The organism is Blastococcus aggregatus (genome assembly GCF_900221005.1).
Classification (GTDB): Bacteria; Actinomycetota; Actinomycetes; order Mycobacteriales; family Geodermatophilaceae; genus Blastococcus; species Blastococcus aggregatus.
The window spans coordinates 140,493-166,273 of record NZ_OBQI01000006.1; the positions used below are offsets into that span (position 1 = coordinate 140,493).

Below are 25,781 nucleotides of genomic sequence, written 5' to 3' on the forward strand. Positions count from 1 at the left end.
CCGCGGGTCAGGTCCGGCGCTCGCCGGGCACGGGCGACCCGACCTCGGCCGTGCCCGCCGCGCCGTTCGACCGCTCGCGCTCCACCGCCCGGACCGGGCTCCCCGCGTCGGGCCCCCCGTCCCCGGCGGGGTCAGGGGCCGCCTTCACCGACAGGACGAAGTCGTCGCCGTGGTGCCGGATGCCGTGCACGACCGCCTGCTCCACCGCCTCGACCGCCACGGTCCTGCGCAGCACCATCGGGTCCGACCGCAGGTCCTTGGCCAGCGACACCGCCAGCCCGACCATCACCAGCGCGAAGGGCAGCGCCGCGATGATCGTCAGGTTCTGCAGCCCCGTGAGGGCCTCGTCCCCCCCGACCAGCAGCATGATCGCCGCGACGGCACCCATGACCACGCCCCAGAAGATGACCGTCCGCCGGGTGGGCTCGAGCGCGCCGCGCTCCGACAGCGAGCCCATGACGATCGACGCGGCGTCGGCGCCCGAGACGAAGAAGATCGCCACCAGCAGCATGACCAGCACCGTCATCACGGTGGCCAGGGGATAGGTGTTCAGGACGCCGAACAGCTGTCCCTCCGACGTCGACTGCCCGGCGACGTCGGCGCCGTCCCGCTGGGCCGCGATACCGGCGCCGCCGAAGACCGCGAACCAGACCAGGCTGACCACGCTGGGTACCAGCAGCACACCGGTGACGAACTGGCGGATCGTCCGGCCGCGGCTGATCCGGGCGAGGAACAGGCCGACGAACGGCGTCCAGCTGATCCACCAGGCCCAGTAGAAGACCGTCCAGCCGCGCAGCCACTCGGCCATCGGGTCACCGCCGCTGGCCTCGGTGCGCCCGGCCATCTCGGCCAGGTCGGAGAAGTAGGCCCCGATCGCGCCCGGCACCAGGTTGAGGATCAGCACCGTCGGGCCGACGACGAAGACGAAGGCGGCCAGCACGGCCGCGAGCACCATGTTGACGTTGGACAGCCACTGGATGCCCTTGGCCACGCCGGAGACCGCCGAGGCGACGAACGCGCAGGTCAGCACCGCGATGATGGCGACCAGCAGGCCGTTGCCGACGTCGCCGGCCCAGCCGAGGATCTCCACGCCGCTGCCGATCTGCAACGCACCGAGCCCCAGCGAGGCGGCCGACCCGAACAGCGTCGCGAAGATCGCCAGGACGTCGATGAGCTTGCCCGCCGGGCCCTCGGTGCGGCGGCGGCCGAACAGCGGGGCGAACGCGGCGCTGATGAGCTGCGGCCGGCCGCGGCGGAAGGTGCCGTAGGCGATCGCCAGCCCGACCACCGCGTAGATGGCCCAGGGGTGCAGCGTCCAGTGGAAGAGCGTGGTGGCCATCGCCGTCGAGATCGCCTCGGGGGTCTCGGCGTCGACGGTCCGGGGCGGGGGCGAGACGTAGTGCGTGAGCGGCTCGCTGACGCCGAAGAACATCAGCCCGATGCCCATGCCGGCGCTGAACATCATCGCGATCCAGGAGACCGTCCGGAACTCCGGTGCCTCGTCGTCGCCGCCGAGCGGGATCCGGCCGTACCGGCTGGCCGCCAGCCACAGGACAAAGAGGACGAACCCGGACGCGAGCGTGACGAACAGCCAGCCGAGGTTCTCTTCCACCCACGTCAGGGCCGAGCCGCTGGCCGAGCCCAGGCCCGACGGCGACAGGAACCCCCAGGCCACGAAGGCGAGGGCGACCGCGGCGGCGACGCCGAAGACGACGGTGTCGAGCCGGCCCTCGCGGTCGGCTGCGGCCCGGGGGGGCTCGGCGAGTGCCGGGTGCACGGCCGAGGCCCCGCCGCGGGGCTCCGGGTGGCCGTTCGATCCCCGCGCGGGCGGGGTCGAGGTGTCGTTCTGGGGCGCGATCGGGGTGTCGTTCTGGGTCACAAGTGTGTCGGCGCCGCGGGCGGCGCCCCTCCGTTCGGTTCGTCGACGGGTCCCACCGGCACTGGTCGGGCGTCGGCGTCAACGGTCCGCAGAAGCCGGCCCCGGCGCAAACCGGCAGCTCCCGGAGGCGCGGACGCTCCCCCGACCGGGTGGTCCCGGCGATGTCGGGGCCCGCACGGGAGACTGACGGCATGGAGCTGCCCAGCGCCCTGTACGTCCCCACCGCCGACGGCTTCACGGCCACCGCCCTGACCATCGGGCCCTGGGACCCGGGTCTCCAGCACGCGGGCCCGCCGGCTGCGCTGCTGGCGCGGGCGGCGGAGCGGGCGAGCGGGATCGCCGGCGGCCAGACGGTGCGGCTGACCTACGACATCTTCGGGCCGGTGCCGGTGGGCCCGGTGCGGATCACCACCTCCGTCGTCCGGCCCGGCCGCCGCGTGGAACTCGTCGAGGCCGTGCTGGACGCGGGTGACGGCCGCCCGCTGATGCGGCTGTCGGCCTGGCGGATGCGCACCCGCACCGAGGGGCTCCCGGCCGCCGTGGCGGGCTCGGCCCCGGGGGCACCGCATCCCGCGCCGGCGGGTGTCGACGGCAGCCGCGGCGAGGAGGCGGCCTTCTTCCGCAGCGACGTGGCCTACCACAAGGCGCTCGAGTGGCGGTTCGCCTCGGGCAGCTTCAACTCGCCGGGGCCGGCCGCGGCCTGGACGCGCCCGGAGTGCACCCTGGTGGAGGGCGAGCCGATCTCGCCGCTGGAGCACCTGCTGGTCATGACCGACGCGGCGAGCGGGATCTCGGCGGTGCTGGACTGGAGCACGGCGACCTTCGCCAACGTGGACCTGAGCGTCGGCCTGCACCGGCCGCCGCGTGGCGAGTGGCTGGGCATGGCCGCGACCACGGTGCTCGGCGACTCCGGCGCCGCGCAGTGCACCGCCGTCCTCTTCGACGCCGAGGGGGCGATCGGCCGCTCGACCCAGTCGCTGTTCGTGGAACCGCGGTGATGCCGCGACGAGATCGACGAGGAGGACCCCTTCGTGGGTGACGCACTGAGAGAGGTCCTGGACTGGTTCGCAGGGCGAGGGCTCGAGGTGGTGCTGATCATCCTGGGATCGGTGCTGCTCGCCCGCCTCGTCGGCTGGGCCGGCGGCCGGATCACCAGCCGGATCGACGACCAGTACACCGGCGGTGACGCGCTCGTCCGCTCCGAGGCCGCCAAGCACCGGCACTCGCTGACCCAGGTCATCACCTGGACGGCGGTCGTGCTGATCTACGCCGTCGCCGTCTTCTTCGTGCTCGACCGGCTCGGCGTGCCGGTGACCGGGCTCGTGGCGCCGGCCACCGTGCTGGGCGTGGGGCTCGGCTTCGGCGCGCAGCGGATCGTCGGCGACGTCCTGGCCGGTTTCTTCATCATCACCGAGCGGCAGTACGGGTTCGGCGACGTGGTCTCCATCCAGGTGGTGGGCGGCGGAGACCCGGCCACCGGCACGGTGGAGGACGTGACCCTGCGGGTGACCCGGGTGCGCTCGGCCAACGGCGAGGTCGTCACCGTGCCCAACGGCCAGATCGTCAAGGTCGTCAACCTCTCCCGGGACTGGGCGCGCGCCGTCATCGACGTGCCGGTGCCCTCGGACGCCGACGTGAACCGGGTCAACGAGATCCTCCGCGAGGTCGGCCGGGACGCCTTCCGCGACCCGGCCATGCGCCCGCTGCTGCTGGATCCGCCGACGGTCATGGGCGTGGAGAGCCTCGGACTGGACGAGGTGAACGTGCGGGTGGTCGCCCGCACCCTGCCGGGCAAGCAGTTCGAGGTGGGCCGCGATCTTCGCGTGCGCATCGTCCTGGCGTTCCGCCAGCAGGGCATGCAGGTCGTGCCGCCGCCGGCCGCCGGCGACGCACCGACGGCGCACCTCGTGCGCGAGGGGGAGGACGCATGAGCGGGCCGCAGGACGAGCCGACGCCGGACCGGGTGCAGACGCCGACGGTCAGCACCGCTCCCGCCGGCGGGGAGACCCCGCCCGCCGGGCCCCGTTGGTGGCACCGGAGCGCGCTGCCCGACCACCTGGGCCGCGCCCGGACGTCGACGGTGGTGCTCTCCGTGCTGTTCGTCGCCGTCTTCGCGCTGTACCTCAACGTGCGCCCCGACGTCGGGACCACGGGCACCTCGCCGGCCGGGGGCGGCAGCGATGTCGAGGCGCCGGCGAACCCCCTGGTGCCCGTCGAGCCCACGACGCCGCCGCCCACCGAGGAGCCGGCGCCCACGACGGACCCCGACGGGACCGAGCCCTCCGAGGCGCCGGCCACGAGCACCACGCCCGGCTCCCCGACCACGTCCCCGACGTCGCCCACGACCAGGACCAGCACCGCCCCGGAGACCTCTGCCCCCTCGGACACCACCGGCGGGACGACGGATCCGGACACCCCCGGGACCACCTCCGCGCCCACACCGTGACCGAAGCGGTACGGACCTCGCGAGACGGATCGGCGCAGCGCAAGGCAAGATCAAGCCCCTGTCCCGCCCGAAGGAGACCCCGCCTGTGTCCGCACGTTCCCTGACCCGACGCTCCGCGACCCTCGTCGCCGTGGCCACCAGTGCCGCCCTGGTCCTCACCGGTTGCGGTGACGACCCCGACGACGCCTCCTCCTCGGGGAACGGGGCCACCGAGAGCACGCCCAGCGTCGAGGTCGACGAGGCCCTGGCCGCACGGGTGCCCGACGAGATCGGCGAGGACGGGAAGATCACCGTCGGCAGCGACACCAGCTACGCGCCGAGCGAGTTCATCGACGAGGACGGCGAGACGATCGTCGGCTTCGACGTCGACCTGTTCTCCGCGGTCGCCCAGAAGCTCGGCTTCGAGGCGGAGTTCGAGTCGGCCTCGTTCGACTCGATCATCGCCGGTGTCGGCTCGGGCCGGTACGAGGTCGGTGTCTCCTCGTTCACCATCAACCCCGAGCGCCTGGCCGAGGCGACGATGGTCAGCTACTTCTCCGCCGGCACCCAGTGGGCCGTGCAGGAGGGCAACCCCGAGGACGTCGACGCGGACAACGCCTGCGGGCTGTCCATCGCGGTCCAGCGGGGCACGGTGCAGGCCGACGACATCACCGCCCGCTCGGCCGAGTGCGAGGCCTCCGGCGAGGCGGCGATCGACATCCAGCAGTTCGAGGGCCAGGACGAGGCCACCGCGGCGCTGGTCTCCGGTCGCGTCGTCGCCAGCCTCGCGGACTCCCCGGTCATGGCCTACGCCGTCCAGCAGACCAACGGCCAGCTCGAGCTGCTCGGCGACATCTACGACTCGGCGCCCTACGGCTACGTCGTCCCGCAGGCGGAGACCGAGTTCGCGCAGGTCCTGGCCGACGCGCTCTCCGCGCTGATCGAGGACGGCACCTACGCCGAGATCCTCGAGAAGTGGGGCGTCGAGGCCGGCGCCATCGACGACCCGGCCGTCAACCCGGCCGGCTGACCGCTCCGCGCGACCCCATGCCCGACACGAGCACGACACCGGCACCGCCCGAGCAGATCCGGGCGGTGCCGGTCCGGCATCCCGGCCGCTGGATCGCCTCCGCGGTCATCGCGGTGCTCGCGGCCATGTTCGTCCACATGCTGGCCACCAACGAGGTGTTCCAGTGGGACTTCATGGTCGACAACATGTCCAGCGACCCCGTGCTCAAGGGCGCGCGGACGACGCTGGTCATGACGGTGCTGGCCATGGCCATCGGCATCCTGCTCGGCATCGTGCTCGCGGTCATGCGGCTGTCGGCCAACCCCGTCGTGTCGGGCGCGGCGTGGGTCTACATCTGGTTCTTCCGCGCGATCCCGCGGATCGTGCTGCTGTTCTTCTCCGCCAGCCTCGGGGCGCTGTACTCGACCTACGAGCTGGGCTTCCCCTTCGACCAGCAGATCATGGACCTGTTCGGGTTCGAGGGGGACTGGCGGTTCCTGAGCCTGGACGGCAACGACATCTTCCGCGGGTTCGTCGCCGGCCTGCTGGGGCTGACGCTCTCCGAGGGCGCCTACGCGGCCGAGATCGTCCGGGCCGGCATCCAGTCGGTCGACCCGGGCCAGGTCGAGGCCGCGCAGGCCCTGGGCATGAGCCGCGGCAAGACGATGCGCCGGATCGTGCTGCCCCAGGCGATGCGGGTGATCATCCCGCCGATGGGCAACGAGACGATCGCGATGCTCAAGGACACCTCGCTGCTGATCGCCGTCCCGGTCACCAACGAGCTCAACTTCCAGCTGCGCGCCATCGGCAGCCGCACCTTCCAGGTCATCCCGATGGCCGTCGCCTCGATCCTCTGGTACCTCGCGCTGGCCAGCCTGCTGATGATCGGTCAGCACTTCCTGGAGAAGCGGTTCAGCCGCGGCTTCGGCAACCGCGAGACCCGGCAGCAGCGGGCCGCTCGCCGGGCCCGCGACGTGGGGAGCACGCATTGAGCAGCGCCGTCGGGACCCCCGCCCCCGGGGCCGTCCAGCCCATGGTGAAGGCCGAGGGGGTGCACAAGTCCTTCGGCCACGTGGAGGTGCTCAAGGGGATCGACCTGGAGGTCGCCCCGCGCGAGGTCATGTGCATCGTCGGGCCGTCCGGGTCGGGCAAGTCCACCTTCCTGCGCTGCATCAACCACCTCGAGCGGATCAACGCCGGCCGGCTGTGGGTGAACGGCCACCTGGTCGGCTACCGCGAGAAGGGCGGCCGGCTGCACGAGCTGCGCGACTCCGAGGTGGCCGCGCAGCGGCGGGACATCGGCATGGTGTTCCAGCGGTTCAACCTCTTCCCGCACATGACGGCACTGGAGAACGTGATCGAGGCGCCGATCCAGGTGAAGGGCGTCCGCCGGGCCGAGGCCCGCGAGCGCGGGGCGGCCCTGCTCGAGCGGGTGGGGCTGGCCGACCGCGTGCACAACTACCCCAACCAGCTCTCCGGCGGGCAGCAGCAGCGGGTGGCGATCGCCCGGGCGCTGGCGATGGAGCCCCAGCTGATGCTCTTCGACGAGCCCACCTCGGCACTGGACCCCGAGCTCGTGGGCGAGGTGCTCGACGTCATGCGGGGCCTGGCCACTGACGGGATGACCATGGTCGTGGTCACCCACGAGATGGGCTTCGCCCGCGAGGTGGGCGACACCCTGGTCTTCATGGACGACGGCGTGATCGTCGAGTCCGGCGACCCACGGAGCGTGCTCACCGACCCGCAGCACGAGCGCACCCGCTCGTTCCTCTCCAAGGTGCTCTGACCCGGACGCCACTCCACCCACGGCGCGCACGATCAGCGAGAGCACCGGCAGAAGGTGTCCCGCACAGTCGGCCTCTGCCCTGCGGGTGTGGGCAGAGACCGAGCGTCCGCAGAACGACCTCGGGCCGACAGCAGCACGGGTGCGGCGGAAGGCTCGGCGCGCTCCACGAGGCAGTGGTCGAGGTGTCGGGATGCCGCCCCGCACGTCCGGGTGACTGTGACCCGTGTTTCACGTGGGACAACGGCCGTGCCTAAGATCAGGACGGCTCACGAGAGGCAGTGCGAAGCACCTGGCTGACTGCCCGGCAACCTCCTACTCCGTCTGAGGTGCTCCAGGGGAAGAGCCGGCTCGCGCGGCGCCCGCTGCGGGAGCAAGGACGGAGCTCCCGTGCGCCGCGGGAACTCCTGATCGAGAGGAGACGGCGCATGAGCGACCCGCAGAACTGGAGCTTCGAGACCCGGCAGATCCACGCCGGCACGAGCCCCGACCCGACCACCGGGGCCCGCGCCCTGCCCATCTACGCCACCACGGCCTACCAGTTCCGCGACAGCCAGCACGCCGCAGACCTGTTCGCGCTGGCCGAGATGGGCAACATCTACACGCGGATCATGAACCCGACGCAGGACGCGCTGGAGCAGCGCGTCGCCTCGCTGGAGGGTGGTGTCGCGGCGCTCGCCGTCTCCTCCGGCCAGTCGGCGACCACCCTGGCGCTGCTGAACCTCGCCGAGTCCGGCGACCACATCGTCGCCTCCGCCTCGCTCTACGGCGGCACGTACAACCTGCTGCACCACTCGTTCCCCAAGCTGGGCATCACCGTCTCCTTCGTCGAGAACCCCGACGACCCGGAGGCGTGGCAGGCCCTCGTGCAGGAGAACACCCGGGCGTTCTTCGCCGAGACGATCGGCAACCCGAAGGGCGACATCCTCGACATCGAGGCCGTCGCCGGCGTCGCGCACCGCAACGGCGTCCCGCTGGTCGTGGACAACACCATCGCCACCCCGTTCCTGATCCGCCCCTTCGAGTTCGGTGCCGACGTCGTCGTGCACTCGGCGACGAAGTACCTCGGCGGCCACGGCACGGCCATCGCCGGCGTGATCGTCGACGGCGGCACGTTCGACTGGCGCGGCGGCCGGCACCCCATGTTCACGACCGCCGACCCGACGTACAACGGCGTCGTCTACGCCGACCTCGGTGCGCCCGCGTTCGCCCTCAAGGCCCGCGTGCAGCTGCTCCGCGACCTCGGCCCGGCCATCTCGCCGTTCAACGCCTTCCTCGTCGTGCAGGGCATCGAGACGCTGTCGCTGCGCATGGAGCGGCACGTGCAGAACACCCAGCGCGTGGCCGAGTTCCTCGAGGCGCACGACGCGGTCGACCGGGTCAACTACCCAGGCCTCGCCTCCTCGCCGTGGCACGCCAACCAGCAGAAGTACGCGCCGAAGGGCGCCGGCGCCGTCCTCACCTTCGAGCTGCACGGCGGCCGCGAGGCCGGGCAGAAGTTCGTCGAGGCCCTCGAGCTGCACAGCCACGTGGCGAACATCGGTGACGTGCGCTCGCTGGTCATCCACCCGGCGTCGACCACGCACTCGCAGCTGACCGCTGAGGAGCAGCTCACCACCGGCGTCACCCCCGGCCTCGTGCGTCTGGCGGTGGGCCTGGAGGGCATCGAGGACATCCTCGCCGACCTCGAGGCCGGCTTCCGGGCCGCCAAGTCGGCCTGACGGCAGCGCGGGCAGGCATGGGCGGGTGGGTCGAGGGGGATCCGGTCGGCGACCGGCTCTTCCTCGACCTGCCCGCCGTCGGCCTGGAGCGCGGTGGTGAGCTCCCGGAGGTCCGGGTCGCCTACGAGACGTGGGGGACGCTCGCGGCCGACGGCGGGAACGCCGTGCTGGTCGAGCACGCCCTGACCGGTGACAGCCACGTCGTGGGCGCCGCCGGCCCGGGCCACGCGACCGCGGGCTGGTGGGAGGGCCTGGTCGGCCCCGGCCGGCCGCTGGACACCGACCGGTGGTTCGTCGTCTGCGCCAACGTGCTCGGCGGCTGCCAGGGGACGACGGGGCCGGGCTCGCTCGCCCCCGACGGCGCCCGGTGGGGCTCGCGCTTCCCCCAGGTGACCGTCGGCGACCAGGTGGGGGTCGAGGCGGCTCTCGCCGATGCGCTCGGCATCGACCGCTGGGCCTGCGTGGTGGGCGGCTCGATGGGCGGCATGCGGGCTCTCGAGTGGGCAGTGGCATTTCCGGAGCGGGTCGGGTCGCTGTTCTTCCTGGCGTCGGGGGCATCCGCCACCGGCGACCAGCTCGGCACGCAGACCACCCAGCAGGCCGCGGTGCGCGCCGATCCGCGGTGGCGCGGCGGGGACTACGACCGGGCCGACCCGCCGTCCGACGGTCTCGGGGTCGCCCGCCGGATCGCGCACCTCACCTACCGCAGCGCCCTGGAGCTGGACGCCCGGTTCGGCGCACGGGTGCAGGAGGACGGCCGTTACGCCGTCGGCTCCTACCTGGACCACCACGCCGACAAGCTGGTGCGGCGGTTCGACGCCGGCAGCTACGTCGTCCTCACCGAGGCGATGAACTCCTGGGACGTCGGCCGTGGCCGCGGCGGCGTCGAGGCGGCGCTGGCCCGGGTGACGGCGCGGACCGTCGTCGCCGGTATCGACAGCGACCGGCTCTACCCCCCGGCGCTGCAGCAGCGGGTCGCCGACGCGCTGGGCGTGCCGCTGCGGCTGATCGCATCCCCGTACGGGCACGACGGCTTCCTCGTCGAGGTGGACGAGGTCGGCGCGCTGCTCAGCGAGCTGCTCGCCGGCTGATCAGCCGGTCGGCTCCAGGAACTCCAGCCGGTTGCCGAAGGGGTCCGCGCCGTAGCAGCGGTGGTGTCCCGGGAAGTCGTCGTCCCAGGTGACCGGGTGGCCGGCGGCTCCAGCGCTGCGGCCAGGGCGGGCAGCCCGGTCACGCGGCCACGCTCACCAGCGAGTGCGACGAACTCGTGGCGATCAACCGCTGATGGCCACGAGTTCGTCGCACTCGGCGGCGGACAGACGGGTCAGCGCTCGAGCCGGCGCACCCGCCGGGCCCCGTCGAGCCGGTCGCTGTAGGCCTTGGCGTTGTGGGCGATGTGCAGCTGGTCGTCGTCGGTCGCCTCGCGCATGACCTTCGCCGGGACGCCGGCGATCAGCGAACGCGGCGGGAAGACCTTGCCCTGGGTGACGACGGCGCCGGCGGCGACGATCGAGCCCGAGCCGATGTGCGCGCCGTTCATCACCACGCTGCCCATGCCGACGAGCACGTCGTCGTCGATGCGGGCGCCGTGCAGCACCACCCGGTGGCCCACCGAGACCCGGTCGCCCACGACCAGCGGGAAGCCGGGGTCGGAGTGCAGCGTGCAGCCGTCCTGGATGTTGGAGTCGGCGCCGATCTCGATGACCTCGGCGTCGGCCCGGGCGACCGCCCCGTACCAGATGCTCGACCGCGGGCCCATCGTCACCGCGCCCACCACCACCGCCGTCGGCGCCACCCACGCCTCGTCGTCGATCGCGGGTGAGCCGAAGTCCAGGGCGCCGATGAAGTTGTCCACGCCGCGAACCTAGATCAGCCCGTGGGCGTGCACCGCCTCGGCCACCTGGAGGAAGCCCGCCACGTTGGCGCCGAGCACCAGGTCACCGGGGGCGCCGTACTCCTCGGCCGTGTCGTGGCAGCGCTGGTGGATGCCGCGCATGATCTCCTCGAGCTTGGCCTCGCTGTGCTCGAAGGTCCACCGGTCCCGCGAGGCGTTCTGCTGCATCTCCAGCGCCGAGGTGGCCACGCCGCCGGCGTTGGCCGCCTTGCCGGGGGCGAAGCCGATACCGGCGGCGCGGAACAGCGAGACCGCGTCGGGGGTCGTGGGCATGTTCGCCCCCTCGACCACGTACTGGCAGCCGTTGCGGGCCAGGGTGCGCGCGTCCTTGCCGTCGAGCTCGTTCTGCGTGGCGCTGGGCACCGCGACCTCGCACGGGACGTCCCAGATGCTGCCCTGGGAGACGTAGTGGGCGCCCTCGACCCGATCGGCGTACTCGCTGATCCGGGCGCGCTCGACCTCCTTGACCTGCTTGAGGACGTCGAGGTCGATGCCGTTGTCGTCGACGACGTAGCCGCTGGAGTCCGAGCACGCCACGACCGTGCCGCCGAGCTCGTGCACCTTCTCGATGCCGTAGACCGCGACGTTGCCGGAGCCGCTGATGACCACGCGCTTGCCGTCGAAGGAGTCGCCGCGGGCGCGCATCATCGCGTCGGCGAAGAAGGCCGCGCCGTACCCGGTGGCCTCCGTGCGCACGAGCGCGCCGCCCCAGCCCAGCCCCTTGCCAGTGATCACGCCGGACTCGTAGCGGTTGGTGATCCGCTTGTACTGGCCGAAGAGGTAGCCGATCTCCCGGGCGCCGACGCCGATGTCGCCGGCCGGCACGTCGGTGTACTCGCCGAGGTGCCGGTAGAGCTCGGTCATGAACGACTGGCAGAACCGCATCACCTCGGCGTCCGACCGGCCCTTGGGGTCGAAGTCGGAGCCGCCCTTGCCGCCGCCGATGGGCATCCCGGTGAGCGCGTTCTTGAAGACCTGCTCGAAGCCGAGGAACTTGACGATGCCGAGGTTCACCGAGGGGTGGAAGCGCAGCCCGCCCTTGTACGGGCCGAGCGCGGAGTTGAACTCGACGCGGAAGCCCCGGTTGATCTGCACCTCGCCGCGGTCGTCCTGCCACGGCACGCGGAAGATGATCTGCCGCTCGGGCTCGCAGATCCGCTCGATCGTCTTCATCTCGGTGTACTCGCTGTGCCGGCCGAGGACGACGGCCAGCGACTCGAGCACCTCGTGCACGGCCTGGTGGAACTCGGCCTCACCGGGATTGCGCCGCAGCACCTCGGCGTAGATCTCCTGCACCTTGGCAGGCACGTCGACGTGCACGGGTTCTCCTCCGATTGCCGGTCCGATCTTGCGGGGCCAACCTACGCGCGGCCTCCCGCGGCTCAGGGCGCGACCTCCGCCAGGGCGCCCGGCACCTCCCCCGGCAGCTCGCGGGCGAGGAATCCCAGCCGGCCCACCGAGGACGCCAGCCGCTCGCCGGCCCGGCCGTGCAGCCAGGCCGCCCAGACCGCGGCCTGCGCGGGTTCGGCGCCGCGGGCGAGGAGACCGCCGGTGATGCCGGCCCGCACGTCGCCGGAGCCGGAGACGCCCAGCCCCGCCGTGCCGCTGTCGTCCCGCCACATCCGGCCGTCGGGCGCGGCGATCCACGAGGTCGACCCGCCCAGGCCCACCACCGCCTTCGTCCGGCCGGCGAGCCCGGCCGCGGACCCGGCCGGATCCTCGTCGATCTCGTCCTCCTCGACGTGCAGCGCGTAGGCGGCCTCGGTCGGGTTGGGGGTCAGCACGACCCGGCCGTCGAGGTGGTGCACGCAGCCCTCGTCGGCGGTCACCGTCGCCAGGCCCAGCGCGTCGAGGGCCAGCGGACCGCGCAGGTGCGGCAGCAACCGCTCCCCGAAGGCCTGGGTCGCCTCCTTGTCGGCCATCCCGGGCCCGATGAGCACGGCGTCGGCCGCCTCCGCCAGGTCCCGGACGACGTCGGCCGCCTCCGGGCCGATCGCCCCGCCCCCGGTCTGCGGGAGCGCCCGCACCAGCGCCTCGGGCAGCGCGGTGGCCACGTGCGGCGCCATGGAGGCGACGGTGGCGACCTGGAGCTTGCCCGCGCCGGCCCGCATCGCCGCGGTGGCCGCCAGCAGGACGGCGCCGAGGGTCTCGGTGCTGCCCCCGATCACCAGGATGGAGCCGCGGGCGTTCTTGCTCCCGGTCGGCTCGGGCAGCGGCCAGGCCCGCAGCAGCTCGGGGGTGACCGTCGTGGGGTCAGGCCTGCTGGACGGCATCGGGCTCCTCCGTGACGCGCTCGTCCTCGGCGACCAGGTGGTCCACGTCGTTGAAGGCGACCAGCCGGAAGCCGCCGTCCTCGGTGCGCTCGTAGCGGGTGAGGGAGGCGTTGGCGACCTGCTCCTCCCGGTCGACGGCGAGCAGCTCCTGCTCGGTCAGCTCCTCGAGCACGTAGCGGAAGACCATGATCACGGCCTGGTGTGCCACGACCACCAGCCGCTCGCAGTCGTGCCGCAGCCCCTCGGTGGCCAGCAGGCTGCGGATCCGCAGGGCGACGTCGGCCCAGCTCTCCCCGCCCGGCGGCCGGTAGTAGAACTTGCCGAGCAGGTCGCGCCGCTCCGCCTCCTCGGGGAACTGCTCGCGGATGCCGGCGCCGGTCATCCGGTCGAAGGTGCCGAAGTCGCGCTCGCGCAGCCGCTCGTCGGTGCGCACCCGGAGCCCCAGGTCCGCCGTCGCCAGCGTCGCGGTGGTCAGCGCGCGCTCGAACGGCGAGCTCAGCACCGCCGTCGGGCGCTCGTCCCCGGGCAGCTCCGCCAGCCAGGCGCCCAGCGCCTCGGCCTGCGACCGGCCGGTGTCCGACAGAGGGACGTCGGGATCGCGGACGTCGAGGTCCAGCCGGCCGGCCCCGGCGCGCTGCGCGTGCGCGTCGGCGACGTTGCCCATGCTCTCGCCGTGCCGGACCAGCCACAGCACCGACGGTCCCGGTTCCCGGCTCGCCACCCGCCACCTCCGTCGTCGCTCCGCACCGTGCGGGCATCCGCCCGGCGGTAGCCGCACACGACGTTCCCGAAACCGTCGGCCCCCGCGGGCAGGATGACGGCGTGACGCTGCCCACGGACCTGCCGGTGCTGCCCTTCGCCGACCAGGCCGCCCTGGAGGCGTGGCTGGAGGCCGAGCACCTCACCGCGCCCGGGCTGTACGTGAAGCTGGCGAAGAAGAGCTCGGGCGTCCCGTCGATCAACTGGGAGCAGATGGTCGAGGTGCTGCTCTGCTTCGGCTGGATCGACGGCCGCGCCAACCGGCTGGACGACTCGTTCTACCTGCAGCGGATCACCCCCCGGCGGCCGAAGAGCATCTGGTCGGCGAAGAACGTGGCGACCGTGGAACGGCTGACCGACGAGGGGCGGATGCGCCCGGCCGGGCTGGCCGCGGTCGAGGCGGCGAAGGCCGACGGCCGGTGGGAGCGGGCCTACGGCGGCCCGGCCACCATCACCGTCCCCGACGACCTCACCGTCGCGCTGGACGCCGTGCCCGCGGCCCGCGCGGCCTTCGACGCGCTGACCGGGCAGAACCGCTACGCCGTCCTCCACCGCGTGCACACCGCGGCCACCCCTGCGACGCGGGCCCGGCGGATCACCGCCGCCGTCGAGATGCTGCGGGAGGGGCGGACCTACCACTGACCGCCGGGGGCGAACGAGGCCCGCTCGCGCCAGAAGGTGGCGTCCCGGGAACGCCACCAGAGCATCAGCCCGACGCCCGTCGCCATGACGCCGACGCCGATCACCAGCGGCGGGCCGACGCCCAGCCACGCCTGGCCGGTGTAGGAGTTCTCCGCGTCCGCGAGGTCACGGACCGAGAGCACCAGCAGCCAGGCGAGCATCCCCGCCCCGGTCAGCGGCCCGACGCCCAGCAGCAGGAAGTTCCGCACGCTGGCGAGCAGCTGCCGCCGGAAGTAGACGGCGCAGGCCAGTCCGGTGAGCCCGTAGTAGAGCGCGATGAGGAGGGAGAGCCCGGTGATCGAGTCGAACAGGGCGTTCTCGCTGATCAGCCCCACGCCGAGGTACCAGGCCACCCCGATGCCGGCGACCCACCAGGTGGAGACGTCGGGCGTGCGGTGCGTGGGGGAGATCGAGGCGAAGCGGCGCGGCAGGGCGGCCCGCCGGGCCATCGACAGGCCGGTCCGCGACGCCGGGATGATCGTCGTCTGGGTCGAGGCGATCGCCGACGTCGCCACGGCGACCAGCACGACCCAGTCCCAGCCGCCGAGCACCCGGGTGGAGAGCAGAGCGAAGACCGCCTCCTCCTCGTCGGCCCTGCCGGCCAGCCAGCCGGTGCCGGCGAAGGTGACGATCGCCGTCGCCACGCCCAGGTAGGTGACCAGCAGGACGACCGTCGACCACACGCCCGCGCGCCCGGGGGCCCGCAGCGGATCGCGGGTCTCCTCGGTCAGGTTGACCGCCGACTCCCACCCCCAGTAGGCGAAGACGCCGAGCAGCAGCCCGCCGGTCAGCGCCGCCCCGCCGGAGCCGAACGGGTCCAGCCAGCTCCACTCGGGGGTGAGGCCGCCGAACGGGCTGTCCCCGGCGAGGCCGCGCACCAGGGCGACCACGGCAAAAACCGCCAGCGCCACCGTCTGCGCGACGATCAGGCCGTTCTGCAGCCGCGCGGAGAGCTCCGTCCCGCGCACGCAGATCGCCGCCATGACCACGACGAGCAGCACCGACAGACCCATGACCGCCGGTGTCGACTCCGTCAGCCCGTCGAGGCCGACGGCCAGCAGGGTGAACCGCACGCCGACCTCGGCCAGCGAGCCCAGCACGAGGACGCCGGTCATGGCGATCGCCCAGCCGCCGATCCAGCCGGTCCACGGCCCGAGCGCGCGGGTGACCCAGCTGAACGTCGTCCCGCAGTCGGGGTCGACCCGGTTCAGCGCGGCGAACGCCCCGGCGATGAGCAGCATCGGCAGGAAGGAGGCGAGCAGCACCCCGGGGGCGTGCACGCCGACCAAGGCCACGATCGGTCCGAGGACGGCGGCGAGGGAGTAGGCCGGCGAGGTGGCCGCCAGCCCGATGACGAGGGTGTCGAGGAAGCCGACGGCGTCGGGGCGGAGCGTCGCCCCCGCCTGGGGCCCGGTCGCGGTGGCCGTCACCCCGCCATTGTCATCAGCCGCCGAGGCGGACGCCGAACCGGTAGCCGCGCTGGTCGACGCTGGTGACCGCGACCGGCGACCCGTAGGTGCGGGCGTGCACGATCATGCCGTTGCCGATGTAGAGGGCCACGTGGCTGATCGGCGTGTAGTAGAAGACGAGGTCGCCGGGCTGGAGTTCCTGCCGCGAGACCTGCTGGCCGAGCTGGGACTGCGCGCGGCTGGAGTGCGGCAGGGTCACACCGGCGGCTGCGTAGGCGTACGAGGTGAGGCCCGAGCAGTCGAAGGCGTCGGGGCCGGTGCCGCCGGCGGCGTAGCGGTCGCCGACCTGCGCCAGGGCGGCCTGGATCGCCGCGGCGGCGGCCGATCCGGAGACCACCGGGAGCTCGGAGACCGCGGGGGCCTCGAGCGAGCGGCCGGCCACGGCGGTGGTGACACGCACCTGCTCGGCGGTCGAGAGCCGGTCGAAGTCGGCCCGGTAGGTGGCCGCGCGCTTCTCGACCTCGGCCTTCTGCGCGCGCAGCTGCTCCGCGCCGGCCTGCGCCGTGGCGGCGGCCTGGTCGGCGGCCTCCTGCGCCTGGCGGGCGGCGGTCTGCGCGGTGGCCGCCTCGGCGACGACGGCGTTGGTGCGGGAGGCGATGAGGTCCAGCGTCGTCATCTGCTGGACCAGCACGTCGGCGGAGCTGCTGGTGAGGAACGCCGCCATGCGCGACTGCGTCTTCCCGGTGTAGCCGCCCTGCGCGATGGCCCGCAGCCGTGGCTCGTAGACGGCGAAGGCGGCGTGCGCGACGGCGGCCTGCTCGGCGGCGGCCGCGGCCGCCTGCTGCTGGGCTGCCACGGCGATCTCTGCCTCGTGCAGCTGCTCGTCGACGACGGTCAGCTCCTGGGCGGCGGTGCGCATGAGCTCGCCGGCCTCCGCGGCCGTGCTCGGTGCGGCACCCGCCGGGGAGGGCGCGAGGAGGCCGGTGGTGGCGGCGACGAGCACGGCGCCCAGGGCCAGGACAGCCCGGGAACGGTGGCGCTGGGTCGTGCGGGCGGACTGCACCGTCGGCCTCCGATCAGCAGCTGCGCCGGTGCCGGGGAAGGGCACTGTTCGTTGCGCGTCGGTACGGACCGTAGGGATCCGATGTCGGCACGTAGCGGACGGCGCGCTGGAGCGGAACCCGTCTGCTCGCCTCGTCCGCCTCAGGCTGCTCATCCGTCCCCGTGCCCACTCCCGTGCCGTCCTCGACCCCCGGATCGGCCAGGCCAGGCCAGGAAGACGAACGGACCCCAGGGCAGGAATGACCATTTCTGCCCTGGGGTCCGTTCGGGGACGGCGGTGGTGGGTCAGCCGGCGAGCGGCTCCTGCACCTGCTGGAGGCCGGCGACGGTCTGGAAGTCGCGGAGGATCGCCGACAGCTCGTCGGCCGTCCACGCCTCGCAGCAGTCGCAGCCGCCGTCGGCGAAGCTGACGAGGCCGAGCCGGCCACCCGCCTGGTCCTCGTCGATGGCCAGGTTGCCGGCCGCCGGGTGCCGGTGGCACGCGCAGGCCACGGCGCAGAGGCCCAGGCCCCAGCCGGAGATGACGACGGTGTGCCCGTCGTCGCGGACCTTGCCGACCTGGAAGACGGACGGCTTGTGACTCCTGCTCATGGGAGTCCTCCCCTCGACAGCCCGTTCCGCAGAGCCGGGCCCGTGTGCGTGATGAAAAAAGGAGCTACGGAAGGTTTCGGCAGGAGTGCTCCTGCGGTAAAGCCTTTCGTTGCACCAGTTTCGACACCCACGGTAATCCCACGCCTACGAGGCGTCGCCGTCATTACTCCCCAGGTGTCGCGCCGCCGGTTGGCGGAACTGCACCGTCCGGAGGCGTTCTGGTGACGGGTGGGACGGACGGGGCGCGACGCGCTCGGCGCCGTCAGCTGGCGGGCGACACCGAGCTCATGTTGAAGTCCGGCACCCGCAGCATCGGCATGGCCGTGCGGGTGAACCAGTCGTTCCACTCCCGCGGCAGGGTGCGCTCGGTGCGGCTGGCCTGCACCGTCCGGCCCAGCAGGTCCACCGGCGACTCGTTGAACCGGAAGTTGTTCACCGCCCCGGTCACCTCGCCGTTCTCCACGAGGAAGACGCCGTCGCGGGTGAGCCCGGTGAGCAGCAGGGTCTGCGGATCGACCTCGCGGATGTACCAGAGCGTGGTCAGCAGGAGGCCCCGCTCGGTGGCCGCCACCATCTCGGCGGGATCCACCGCGGCCGAGCGGTCCTCGAGGATCAGGTTGTCGACGGCGACCGTCGCGGGCGCGGTCTGGGTGAGCGCCCAGGACCGCGGGCGGACCAGGTTGGTCAGGACGCCGTCGGTGATCCAGTCGATCGCCGGCGCGGCGAGGCCGTTGTCGAACACCGAGGCCGAGCCCGACGACGCCGGCACCACCTGGAACGGGGCCGCTTCGAGGCCGGCGTACGCGGGGTCGCTGCGCAGCGTGAGCGGGAGCTCGGCCAGCCGGTCGCCGATGCGGTTGCCACCGCCGGCGCGGGCGAAGACGTTGCGCCCCTCGTCGGCGTCGCGGGCCTCCATCGTCCAGTAGAGGTAGATCATCAGGTCGCTCACCGCCGACGGCGGCAGCAGCGTCTCGTAGCGCCCGGCCGGGAGGTCGATGCGCCGCTGCGACCAGCCCATCTTCTTCTCCACGTCGGCCGCCAGCGCCGCCACCGAGACGTCGCGGAAGTCGCGGGTGCTGGTGCCCGACCAGACCGACCGGCTGAAGTCGGGGCTCTTGCCGTTGAGCTCGACCCGGCCGGTGGGCTGGTCGGTGCGCAGCCGCAGGCCGGTGGAGCTGCCCAGGTAGGTGGTGCTCATCGAGTGCTCGGCGAAGCCGAAGAGCAGCTCCCCGCGGTCCCGCGCCTCGCCGAAGGCCTGCCCGAGCGCCGGCGCGAACTCCGCGAACACCTCGATCGAGGTCTCCGCCGGGTCCGCCGACCAGTCCCCCGCGCCGGGCGGTGCCTCGGCGACCAGCGGGACGGCGTCCTCCGCGGGGCCGGCGTCGCGGGCCGCACGCTCGCTGGCGGCCACCAGCTCGGCGACGTCCGGCGTCCCGGTGCGGGAGACCGAGCCCGCGGCCATACCGGCACCACCGTCGACGAAGGAGATGACGACGACCGAGCGCGACCGCATCGCCCCGTTCGTCGTCAGGCTGTTGGCCGCCCACCGCAGGTTGGCCTCGGCGTGCTCGGTGACGTAGGTGATCTGGGCGTCGGCGGTCGAGGCCGCGAGGCATGCCTCGACCAGCTCCTGGGCGGTCATCCGGCTCGTTCTCATCGCCCGGCCTCCTGCACGGTGTTCAGGATCGACACCTGGTCGAACCGTGCGGTCGGGCAGCCGTGGCTCACCGGCGCCGCCTGCCCGGGTTGGGCCTTGCCGCAGTTGAAGGCGCCGCCGAGGACGTAGGTCTGCGGGCCGCCGACGACCGACATGGAGCCCCAGAAGTCCGTCGTCGTGGCCTGGTAGGCGACGTCGCGCAGCTGGCCGGCGAGCTTTCCGCCCTCGATGCGGTAGAAGCGCTGGCCGGTGAACTGGAAGTTGTAGCGCTGCATGTCGATCGACCAGCTCTTGTCGCCGACGACGTAGATGCCGCGCTCGACCCCGCCGATGATCTCCTCGGTCGAGGGGCCGTCGGGGGTGGGCTCCAGCGACACGTTGGCCATCCGCTGCACGGGCACGTGGCCGGGGGAGTCGGCGAACGCGCAGCCGTTGGAGCGGGGCAGGCCGCGCAGCCGGGCCATGTTCCGGTCCACCTGGTAGCCCACCAGCACGCCGTCCGCCACGATGTCCCACTCCTGACCGGCGACGCCCTCGTCGTCCCAGCCGACGGTGGACAGGCCGTGCGGGGCGGTGCGGTCGCCGGTGATCTGCAGCAGCGGCGAGCCGTACCGCAGGGTGCCGAGCTTGTCCACGGTGGCGAAGGAGGTGCCGGCGTAGGCCGCCTCGTAGCCCAGCGCCCGGTCCAGCTCCGTGGCGTGGCCGATCGACTCGTGGATGGTCAGCCACAGGTTGGACGGGTCGACGACCAGGTCGTAGCGGCCCGCCTCGACCGAGGGCGCCTTGGTCTTCTCGCGCAAGAGTTCGGGCAGCTCCGACAACTCCGGGTCCCAGTCCCAGCCGGTACCGGTGAGGTACTCCCAGCCCCGGCCGACCGGCGGCGCGAGGGTGCGCATGCTCTCGAAGGAGCCGGTGGCGCGGTCGACGGTGAGCGCGGTCAGATCGGGGTGGATCCGCACGCGCTGCTGCCGGGTGCGGGTGCCGGCGGTGTCGGCGTAGTACTTCTGCTCCTTGACGTGCATGCAGCTCGCGCGCACGTGCTCGACGCCGTCGGCGGCCAGCAGCCGCTCGGAGAACTCGGCGAGCAGCCCGGTCTTGTCGGCGTCGGGCACGTCGAACGGGTCGATCTCGTAGTCCGAGACGTACGTGGCGTCGGCGTACACCGGCTCGGGGGCGAGCTCCACGCGGTCGGTGTTGATCGCCGCGGACACCTTGGCCACGACGACGGCCTCCTCGGCCAGCCGCACGGCCTCCGCGGCGGTGAGGACGACGCCGGCGGCGAAGCCCCAGGTGCCCTCGTGCACGACCCGGACGGCGAGCCCGAGGTCCTCGCCGTCGGTCACCGCCTCCGGGCGGGCGTCGCGCAGGCTGATCGTCTGCGTGCGGATCCGCTCGACCCGGATGTCCGCGTGCTCGCAGCCCAGGTCCACCGCACGGGTGAGCGCGGCGTCGGTGAGCGCGGACAGCGGGAGGGCGAGGAAGGACTCGTCGACGGAACGGGTTCCTGGCACGCGGCCCTGTCTACCAGCCGGTCGGCGGGGTAGAGCGCCTCTCATGGCCGACCCTGCCCAGCAGCCTCCGGACGACGTGACCATGACCTTCGGCGGCACCGCGACGATGCTGCTGCGGATCGGCGGGTTCACCCTGCTGACCGATCCGAACTTCCTGCACCGCGGGCAGCGGGCCAGGCTCGGCTACGGGTTGCGCGCCAAGCGGCTGACCGAGCCCGCGCTGCAGCCGACCCAGCTGCCGGCGCTGGACGGGATCCTGCTCTCGCACATGCACGGCGACCACTGGGACCGGATCGCCACGAGGTCGCTACCCAAGGACACCCCGGTGGTGACCACGCCGGAGGCCGCGAGGTGCCTGGCCGACCGCGGGTTCACCGGCACCTCGGACCTGCGGGCCTGGCAGACGCACGAGTTCACCCGCGGCCCAGCCACGCTGCGGATCACGTCGGTGCCCGGTGTGCACGGTCCGGGCCCCCTGGCGCGGGTGCTGCCGCAGGTCATGGGCAGCGTCGTCGAGCTGGTGCGTGGCGGCGAGGTCTCCTGGCGCGGCTACATCAGCGGCGACACCCTCTACCGCCCCGCGCTCGGCGAGGTGCTGGAGCGCTGCGGCCCGCTGGATGTGCTGATCCCGCACCTCGGCGGCACGAAGGCGCTGGGGATCACGGTGACGATGGACGCCCGCCAGGGCGCCGATCTGGTCGAGCTGCTGAGGCCGCCGGTCACCGTGCCGGTGCACTACGACGACTACGACCGGTTCCGGAGCCCGCTCGGGGACTTCGTCGCCGAGGTCGGCCGCCGCGAGCTGCCGGGCGAGCTGCGGACCGCTCAGCGCGGCGAGACGGTCAGCCTGCGCGCCTGACCGTCCCGCCCCGCGTGGCTCAGCTGCCGGCGAGGAGCGCGTCGAGCTTCGCGTAGCCCTCATTCACGCCGACCTCCATGCCGCTGGCCACGAACCCGTCGCGGCCCTCGAAGGAGTCGACCAGCGACGTGCAGGTGAGCCGGCAGCGCCCGTTCCCGAGGTCCTCGAGCACCAGCCGCTCCAGGGCGACGGCGTCCGGCATGCCCTCGAAGGCGAACGTCTGCACGATCAGCTCGTCCTGCCGCACCTCGTGGAAGACGCCGTTGAACGCGTACTCCTCGCCGTCCTGCGTCATCACGTAGCGGTAGGAGCCCCCGGTGCGGCAGTCGTGCCGGTCGATGCGGGTCTCCATGCCCGCCGGCCCGTTCCACCGGGCGAACAGGTCGGGGTCGACGTGGGCGCGGAAGACCTTCTCGCGCGGGGCGTCGAACTCGCGGGTGACCCGGACGAGGGGGACGTCGGGATCGGAGACGATCTGGGTCTCGTGGTGCGTGGTGCTGGTCATGACGGGGTTCCTTCCTGGGGGAGGACGGCATCCGGCATGTCGCGCAGGACGTCGTCCAGACGGCGGTAGCGCTCCTCGGCCTGGCGCCGGTACCGCTCGATCCACTTCGTCATCAGGTCGAACACCTCGGCCTCGAGGTGCACCGGGCGGCGCTGGGCCTCCCGGCTCCGGCTCACCAGGCCGGCGTCCTCCAGCACCTTGAGGTGCTTGGAGACGGCCTGGACGGTCACGTCGTAGGGCGCGGCGAGCTCGTTGACCGTGGCGTCGGCGACCGCGAGTCGCGCCACGATGTCCCGCCGGGTGGGGTCGGCCAGCGCCGAGAACACCCGGGAGAGCGGATCCGCCACCATGTTCCTCCTCGTTCAACCTCGCGGTTGAAGAAGACGGTAGACCTGTGGGCGCGCGTGGTCAACCGATCAGTTGAAGAAGGTCAGCCGGTGGCGAGACGGGCAGCGCGGGCGGCGACGTCGGACCGCAGCGCGTCGGCGTCCACCCGTGTCGAGACGCCGTCGCGGACCACCTGGGCACCGCCCACCCACACGTCGCGCACGTGCCGGCCGTCGGCGGACCACACCAGGTGCGCCAGCAGGTCGGCGAGGTCGCCGACCGGCTCGAAGACGAGGTCGCGGGTGTCCACGTGCACCAGGTCCGCGCGGCGACCGGCCTCGAGCACGCCCAGGTCGGGCCGGCCGATCGCGTCGGCGGCCGCGCCGGTGGCCAGCCAGAACGCCTCCGCGGCCGTGAGCGCGGTGGCCGACCGCTCGCGCAGCCGGGCCATCCCCGCGGCCAGCCGCTGGTCGGCGAGCAGGTCGAGCGAGTCGTTGGACGCCGGGCCGTCGGTGCCCAGGCCCACGCGGATGCCGCGGTCGAGCATGTCCCGGAGGCGGATGACGCCGCTGGCGAGCTTGGCGTTGCTCGCGGGGCAGTGCGCGACGGCGACGTCGTACTCCCGCCACAGGTCGAGGTCGCCGTCGTCCATGTGCACGCAGTGCGCGGCGAGCACCCGCCCGCCGAGGATGTCGTGCGCAGCCAGCAGGGAGGGCACCGAGAGGCCGTGCGCGGCGAGCAGGTCGTCGCCCTCGGTGGCGGTCTCGGCGACGTGCAGGTGCAGCAGCAGGCCGTGCTCGCGGGCCGCCTCGGCCGCGTCGCGCAGCACGGGCAGGGGCACCGTGTAGGCCGCGTGCGGGCCCAGCCCGTACTCGACGCCGCCGTCGTCCGGGGCACCGGTGGCCAGCGCGACGGCGGTGCGGAGCTGCTCGTCCATCGGCGGCATGCCGGGCAGGGGCAGCAGCGGCGTGGCGATCACCGCGCGGGCGCCCGTGACGCCGACGGCGGCGGCGATCCGCTCGGGGTGGAAGTACATCTCGACGCTGGTGGTGATGCCGTTGCCCAGCATCTCCGCCGACGCCGCGGTCATCGCGACCTCGACGTCCTCCGGGGTCAGGCGGGCCTCGCGCGGCCACATGACCTCGCTGAGCCAGCGGTCCAGCGGGAGCCCCTCTCCCTGGCCGCGGAACAGCACCATCGGCGCGTGCGAGTGGGCGTTGACCAGGCCGGGCGTCAGGACGCCGGGCACCGCGACGACGTCGGCATCCGCCCGCTCGGGCGCCTCGCCGGAGGGCCCGACCCACTCGATCACGCCGTCCCGGACATCGACGACGGCATCGGGGACGACGGTGCCGGCGCGGTCCCCGACCACGACCGCCCGGGCGGTGAAGCGCTGACGCATAGCTGGCGACGCTAGCCGCGCCCGCCGTCGGCGTCGCGGCAGCGCACCGGAGCCGCCGATACCGTGGGCGCCATGGACCTCCTCACCGCCGCCGCCTCCGACGAGGGTGGGATCACCGGATTCCTGCTGGACCTGGTGAACTCGCTGGGCCCGGTGGGCGTGGGGCTGGCGATCCTGGCCGAGACCGTGATCCCGCCGATCCCGAGCGAGGCCGTCCTCGGGCTGGCCGGCGTGCTCATCAACGACGGCGAGATGGACGTCGTGCCGGTGGTGCTGTTCGCCACGCTCGGCTCGATCCTGGGCGCGATCTTCTTCTACTACGTCGGCCTGGCCCTGGGGCCCCGTCGGTCGCACGCCTTCCTGGACCGGCTGCCCCTGGTGGAGACCGAGGACGTCGACAAGACGTTCGCCTGGTTCGAGCGGCACGGGCGATCGGCGGTCTTCTTCGGCCGCATGGTGCCGATCGTGCGCAGCTTCATCTCCGTGCCGGCCGGTGTCGTCCGGATGCCGATCGGCCAGTTCCTGCTCTTCACCGCGGGCGGCAGCCTGATCTGGAACAGCCTGCTCATCGGGCTCGGCGTGGCCGCCGGTGACTTCGTGCGGGAGAACCTGCACTACCTGGACTACGCGGTGGTCGCCGCCGTCGTCCTGTTCGTCGGCTGGTTCCTCTACAAGAAGCTGAGCGGGGGCCTGCGCCGGCCGCCGACGGCCGGGGCGCACCTGCCGGCCGACGAGCGCGACCAGGCATGACCCGCCGGCGCCCCGCGGTCGTCGCCCTCGACGTCAACGAGACGCTGCTGGACCTCGCGCCGGTGCGTGCGACGCTGGTCGAGGCCGGGCAGCCGGAGTCGCTGCTGCGCGCGGTGTTCGCGCGGACGCTGCTCACCGGCTTCGCCGCGACCGTCGTGGGCGACTGGTGCTCCTTCCGGGAGGCGTTCGACGCGGCCCTGGAGCAGGAGAGCGACCTCTCCCCCGCCGCCCGCTCGGGGGTGCTGGAGGGGTTCGCCGAGCTCTCGCCGCACCCGGACGTCGAGCCGGCGCTGCGCCGGCTGACCGAGGCGGGCGTGCGCGTCGTGACGCTGTCGCACGGCTCGCCCGGCGTGGCCGAGGCCGGTCTGGCGCGCGGGGGCATCACGCCCCTGGTCGAGGCGACGCTGACCAGCGAGTCCATCCGCGCGTGGAAGCCCGCCCGCGAGGTCTACCTGTGGGCCGCGGGCCGGTGCGGCGTGGCACCCGACCGGCTGGCGCTGGTCGCCGCGCACGGCTGGGACGTCCTGGGCGCCCAGCGCGCCGGGCTCACGGGCGCGTGGTTCCCGCGCAGCGAGCGGGTGTACCCGTCGGTCTACGCGGCGCCGCACGTGCGGGCCGACGACCTGGCCGGCGCCGTCGAGGCGCTGCTGGCACTGCCGGCATGAGCGAGCTGATCGACACCCCGCACGGTCCGGCACGCGTGCTCAGCAGCGGCGACGGCAGCGCGGGCACGCTGGTCCTGGGCCACGGGGCGGGGGGAAGCTCCGAGGCGCCCGATCTGGCGGCGCTCACCGCGGAGGCCGCGGACGCCGGCTGGCTGGTGCACCGGGTGGACCAGCCGTGGCGGGTGGCCGGCAAGCGGATCGCTCCCGCGCCGCCGCGGCTCGACGAGGCGTGGGGCGCGGTGCTGGACCGGCTGCGGCTGACCGACCGGCTGCCCGGCCGGCTCGTGCTCGGCGGCCGGAGCGCCGGTGCCCGGGTGGCCTGCCGGACGGCGGCGGCCGAGGGCGCGTCCGGCGTGCTGGCGCTGGCGTTCCCGCTGCACCCGCCGGGCAAGCCGGAGAAGACCCGCGCCCCGGAGCTCATCGCCGTCGGGGTGCCGATCGTCGTGGTGCAGGGCGAGACCGACGCGATGGGCCGCCCGGAGCACGTGGCCGCGGCACTGGCCGGCTCCGGGCTCGCGTCGGTCTACGCCGTGCCCGGCGACCACTCGCTGAAGAAGAACCCGGGCCTGGCGGCCGCGGCCGCGCTGTCCTGGCTGACCGAGGTGCTCCCGGCCTGACC

Annotated in this window: 26 protein-coding genes and 1 riboswitch; of the genes, 13 read left to right on the forward strand and 13 right to left on the reverse strand. The window is 73.3% G+C overall.

Annotation, left to right across the window (positions count from 1 at the left end; all coding sequences use genetic code 11):
• Positions 1 to 7 precede the first annotated feature (7 nt).
• Entirely contained in the window at positions 8 to 1,879 is a 1,872-nt protein-coding gene (locus CRP29_RS18890; protein ID WP_217991672.1) for a BCCT family transporter, read from the reverse strand.
• Positions 1,880 to 2,070: 191 nt separating this feature from the next.
• Here CRP29_RS18890 and CRP29_RS18895 point away from each other — a divergent pair, with 191 nt between their 5' ends.
• The 8 genes from CRP29_RS18895 (at position 2,071) to metX (ending at position 9,908) form a co-directional block, all read left to right on the forward strand.
• Complete coding sequence (locus tag CRP29_RS18895) at positions 2,071 to 2,877, forward strand: thioesterase family protein (protein ID WP_097196612.1); 807 nt, start codon at positions 2,071 to 2,073, stop codon at positions 2,875 to 2,877.
• 33 nt (positions 2,878 to 2,910) lie between these two features.
• Complete coding sequence (locus CRP29_RS18900; RefSeq protein ID WP_245853056.1) at positions 2,911 to 3,810, forward strand: mechanosensitive ion channel family protein; 900 nt, start codon at positions 2,911 to 2,913, stop codon at positions 3,808 to 3,810.
• Positions 3,807 to 4,325, forward strand: coding sequence for a WLR motif membrane protein (locus tag CRP29_RS23085; protein WP_097196613.1), 519 nt, complete (start codon positions 3,807 to 3,809; stop codon positions 4,323 to 4,325). The genes CRP29_RS18900 and CRP29_RS23085 overlap by 4 nt, the downstream gene beginning before the upstream one ends.
• An 85-nt stretch (positions 4,326 to 4,410) precedes the next feature.
• Positions 4,411 to 5,334, forward strand: coding sequence for an ABC transporter substrate-binding protein (locus CRP29_RS18910; protein WP_097196614.1), 924 nt, complete (start codon positions 4,411 to 4,413; stop codon positions 5,332 to 5,334).
• 17 nt (positions 5,335 to 5,351) lie between these two features.
• Positions 5,352 to 6,305: an amino acid ABC transporter permease gene (locus CRP29_RS18915; RefSeq protein ID WP_097196615.1), complete on the forward strand. Its 954-nt coding sequence runs from the start codon at positions 5,352 to 5,354 to the stop codon at positions 6,303 to 6,305.
• Positions 6,302 to 7,099, forward strand: coding sequence for an amino acid ABC transporter ATP-binding protein (locus CRP29_RS18920; protein WP_425427107.1), 798 nt, complete (start codon positions 6,302 to 6,304; stop codon positions 7,097 to 7,099). Before CRP29_RS18915 ends, CRP29_RS18920 begins: the two co-directional genes overlap by 4 nt.
• 264 nt (positions 7,100 to 7,363) lie before the next feature.
• Positions 7,364 to 7,482, forward strand: a riboswitch (SAM riboswitch).
• 42 nt (positions 7,483 to 7,524) lie between these two features.
• Complete coding sequence (locus CRP29_RS18925; protein WP_097196617.1) at positions 7,525 to 8,817, forward strand: bifunctional o-acetylhomoserine/o-acetylserine sulfhydrylase; 1,293 nt, start codon at positions 7,525 to 7,527, stop codon at positions 8,815 to 8,817.
• Between the two features lie 17 nt (positions 8,818 to 8,834).
• Positions 8,835 to 9,908: a homoserine O-acetyltransferase MetX gene (gene metX / locus CRP29_RS18930; protein ID WP_176523051.1), complete on the forward strand. Its 1,074-nt coding sequence runs from the start codon at positions 8,835 to 8,837 to the stop codon at positions 9,906 to 9,908.
• Between the two features lie 233 nt (positions 9,909 to 10,141).
• Here metX and CRP29_RS18940 read toward each other — a convergent pair whose 3' ends face one another.
• The 4 genes from CRP29_RS18940 to CRP29_RS18955 form a co-directional block, all read right to left on the reverse strand.
• Entirely contained in the window at positions 10,142 to 10,672 is a 531-nt protein-coding gene (locus CRP29_RS18940; protein WP_097196618.1) for a gamma carbonic anhydrase family protein, read from the reverse strand.
• A 9-nt stretch (positions 10,673 to 10,681) separates the two neighbouring features.
• A complete protein-coding gene (gene gdhA / locus CRP29_RS18945) occupies positions 10,682 to 12,031 on the reverse strand; it encodes an NADP-specific glutamate dehydrogenase (protein ID WP_097196619.1) in 1,350 nt (449 codons plus the stop codon).
• Positions 12,032 to 12,093: 62 nt separating this feature from the next.
• Positions 12,094 to 12,984 (reverse strand): NAD(P)H-hydrate dehydratase, encoded by an 891-nt coding sequence (locus tag CRP29_RS18950; protein ID WP_097196620.1) that lies wholly within the window; start codon positions 12,982 to 12,984, stop codon positions 12,094 to 12,096.
• Positions 12,965 to 13,705, reverse strand: a complete 741-nt coding sequence (locus tag CRP29_RS18955) for a histidine phosphatase family protein (RefSeq protein ID WP_245853057.1) — start codon at positions 13,703 to 13,705, stop codon at positions 12,965 to 12,967. The genes CRP29_RS18950 and CRP29_RS18955 overlap by 20 nt, the downstream gene beginning before the upstream one ends.
• Before the next feature lie 101 nt (positions 13,706 to 13,806).
• On the opposite strand from CRP29_RS18955, the gene CRP29_RS23650 reads away from it, so the two are divergent.
• Positions 13,807 to 14,385: a YdeI/OmpD-associated family protein gene (locus tag CRP29_RS23650; protein WP_097196621.1), complete on the forward strand. Its 579-nt coding sequence runs from the start codon at positions 13,807 to 13,809 to the stop codon at positions 14,383 to 14,385.
• Here the strand turns inward: CRP29_RS23650 and CRP29_RS18965 are convergent.
• The 5 genes from CRP29_RS18965 to CRP29_RS18985 all read right to left on the reverse strand — a co-directional run bounded on the left by CRP29_RS18965 (position 14,376) and on the right by CRP29_RS18985 (position 20,654).
• Complete coding sequence (locus CRP29_RS18965; protein WP_097196622.1) at positions 14,376 to 15,854, reverse strand: APC family permease; 1,479 nt, start codon at positions 15,852 to 15,854, stop codon at positions 14,376 to 14,378. The genes CRP29_RS23650 and CRP29_RS18965 overlap by 10 nt on opposite strands.
• Positions 15,855 to 15,867: 13 nt before the next feature.
• A complete protein-coding gene (locus CRP29_RS18970; protein ID WP_245853060.1) occupies positions 15,868 to 16,896 on the reverse strand; it encodes a C40 family peptidase in 1,029 nt (342 codons plus the stop codon).
• 284 nt (positions 16,897 to 17,180) lie between these two features.
• Positions 17,181 to 17,486 carry a hypothetical protein gene (locus CRP29_RS18975; protein ID WP_097196624.1) on the reverse strand — a complete coding sequence of 102 codons (306 nt, stop codon included), beginning with the start codon at positions 17,484 to 17,486 and terminating at the stop codon, positions 17,181 to 17,183.
• Positions 17,487 to 17,748: 262 nt separating this feature from the next.
• A complete protein-coding gene (locus tag CRP29_RS18980; RefSeq protein ID WP_097196625.1) occupies positions 17,749 to 19,143 on the reverse strand; it encodes a metallopeptidase TldD-related protein in 1,395 nt (464 codons plus the stop codon).
• Positions 19,140 to 20,654, reverse strand: coding sequence for a TldD/PmbA family protein (locus tag CRP29_RS18985; RefSeq protein WP_217991673.1), 1,515 nt, complete (start codon positions 20,652 to 20,654; stop codon positions 19,140 to 19,142). The genes CRP29_RS18980 and CRP29_RS18985 overlap by 4 nt, the downstream gene beginning before the upstream one ends.
• 43 nt (positions 20,655 to 20,697) lie before the next feature.
• Here CRP29_RS18985 and CRP29_RS18990 point away from each other — a divergent pair, with 43 nt between their 5' ends.
• Positions 20,698 to 21,513: an MBL fold metallo-hydrolase gene (locus CRP29_RS18990; RefSeq protein WP_097196627.1), complete on the forward strand. Its 816-nt coding sequence runs from the start codon at positions 20,698 to 20,700 to the stop codon at positions 21,511 to 21,513.
• Between the two features lie 19 nt (positions 21,514 to 21,532).
• Here CRP29_RS18990 and CRP29_RS18995 read toward each other — a convergent pair whose 3' ends face one another.
• The 3 genes from CRP29_RS18995 to CRP29_RS19005 all read right to left on the reverse strand — a co-directional run bounded on the left by CRP29_RS18995 (position 21,533) and on the right by CRP29_RS19005 (position 23,747).
• Positions 21,533 to 22,018 (reverse strand): SRPBCC family protein, encoded by a 486-nt coding sequence (locus CRP29_RS18995; protein ID WP_097196628.1) that lies wholly within the window; start codon positions 22,016 to 22,018, stop codon positions 21,533 to 21,535.
• On the reverse strand, positions 22,015 to 22,368 hold the full coding sequence (locus CRP29_RS19000; protein ID WP_097196629.1) for an ArsR/SmtB family transcription factor: 354 nt from the start codon (positions 22,366 to 22,368) through the stop codon (positions 22,015 to 22,017). Before CRP29_RS19000 ends, CRP29_RS18995 begins: the two co-directional genes overlap by 4 nt.
• An 80-nt stretch (positions 22,369 to 22,448) precedes the next feature.
• Positions 22,449 to 23,747, reverse strand: a complete 1,299-nt coding sequence (locus tag CRP29_RS19005) for an amidohydrolase family protein (RefSeq protein ID WP_097196630.1) — start codon at positions 23,745 to 23,747, stop codon at positions 22,449 to 22,451.
• A 72-nt stretch (positions 23,748 to 23,819) separates the two neighbouring features.
• On the opposite strand from CRP29_RS19005, the gene CRP29_RS19010 reads away from it, so the two are divergent.
• From CRP29_RS19010 to CRP29_RS19020, 3 genes are read left to right on the forward strand one after another with little or no spacing between them, the layout of a single operon-like run.
• Positions 23,820 to 24,497, forward strand: a complete 678-nt coding sequence (locus CRP29_RS19010) for a DedA family protein (RefSeq protein ID WP_097196631.1) — start codon at positions 23,820 to 23,822, stop codon at positions 24,495 to 24,497.
• Complete coding sequence (locus CRP29_RS19015; protein ID WP_097196632.1) at positions 24,494 to 25,162, forward strand: HAD-IA family hydrolase; 669 nt, start codon at positions 24,494 to 24,496, stop codon at positions 25,160 to 25,162. Before CRP29_RS19010 ends, CRP29_RS19015 begins: the two co-directional genes overlap by 4 nt.
• On the forward strand, positions 25,159 to 25,779 hold the full coding sequence (locus CRP29_RS19020; RefSeq protein WP_097196633.1) for an alpha/beta hydrolase family protein: 621 nt from the start codon (positions 25,159 to 25,161) through the stop codon (positions 25,777 to 25,779). The genes CRP29_RS19015 and CRP29_RS19020 overlap by 4 nt, the downstream gene beginning before the upstream one ends.
• Positions 25,780 to 25,781: the final 2 nt, after the last annotated feature.

Excerpts from the sequence above, each read along its gene's own strand:
- CRP29_RS18895 (WP_097196612.1), top strand. The coding sequence starts at position 2,071 with ATGGAGCTGCCCAGCGCCCTGTACGTCCCCACCGCCGACGGCTTCACG.
- CRP29_RS23085 (WP_097196613.1), top strand. The coding sequence starts at position 3,807 with ATGAGCGGGCCGCAGGACGAGCCGACGCCGGACCGGGTGCAGACGCCG.
- CRP29_RS18915 (WP_097196615.1), top strand. The coding sequence starts at position 5,352 with ATGCCCGACACGAGCACGACACCGGCACCGCCCGAGCAGATCCGGGCG.
- CRP29_RS18925 (WP_097196617.1), top strand. The coding sequence starts at position 7,525 with ATGAGCGACCCGCAGAACTGGAGCTTCGAGACCCGGCAGATCCACGCC.
- metX (WP_176523051.1), top strand. The coding sequence starts at position 8,835 with ATGGGCGGGTGGGTCGAGGGGGATCCGGTCGGCGACCGGCTCTTCCTC.
- CRP29_RS18950 (WP_097196620.1), bottom strand. The coding sequence starts at position 12,984 with ATGCCGTCCAGCAGGCCTGACCCCACGACGGTCACCCCCGAGCTGCTG.
- CRP29_RS18975 (WP_097196624.1), bottom strand. The coding sequence starts at position 17,486 with ATGAGCAGGAGTCACAAGCCGTCCGTCTTCCAGGTCGGCAAGGTCCGC.
- CRP29_RS18980 (WP_097196625.1), bottom strand. The coding sequence starts at position 19,143 with ATGAGAACGAGCCGGATGACCGCCCAGGAGCTGGTCGAGGCATGCCTC.
- CRP29_RS18990 (WP_097196627.1), top strand. The coding sequence starts at position 20,698 with ATGGCCGACCCTGCCCAGCAGCCTCCGGACGACGTGACCATGACCTTC.
- CRP29_RS18995 (WP_097196628.1), bottom strand. The coding sequence starts at position 22,018 with ATGACCAGCACCACGCACCACGAGACCCAGATCGTCTCCGATCCCGAC.
- CRP29_RS19000 (WP_097196629.1), bottom strand. The coding sequence starts at position 22,368 with ATGGTGGCGGATCCGCTCTCCCGGGTGTTCTCGGCGCTGGCCGACCCC.
- CRP29_RS19005 (WP_097196630.1), bottom strand. The coding sequence starts at position 23,747 with ATGCGTCAGCGCTTCACCGCCCGGGCGGTCGTGGTCGGGGACCGCGCC.
- CRP29_RS19010 (WP_097196631.1), top strand. The coding sequence starts at position 23,820 with ATGGACCTCCTCACCGCCGCCGCCTCCGACGAGGGTGGGATCACCGGA.
- CRP29_RS19015 (WP_097196632.1), top strand. The coding sequence starts at position 24,494 with ATGACCCGCCGGCGCCCCGCGGTCGTCGCCCTCGACGTCAACGAGACG.
- CRP29_RS19020 (WP_097196633.1), top strand. The coding sequence starts at position 25,159 with ATGAGCGAGCTGATCGACACCCCGCACGGTCCGGCACGCGTGCTCAGC.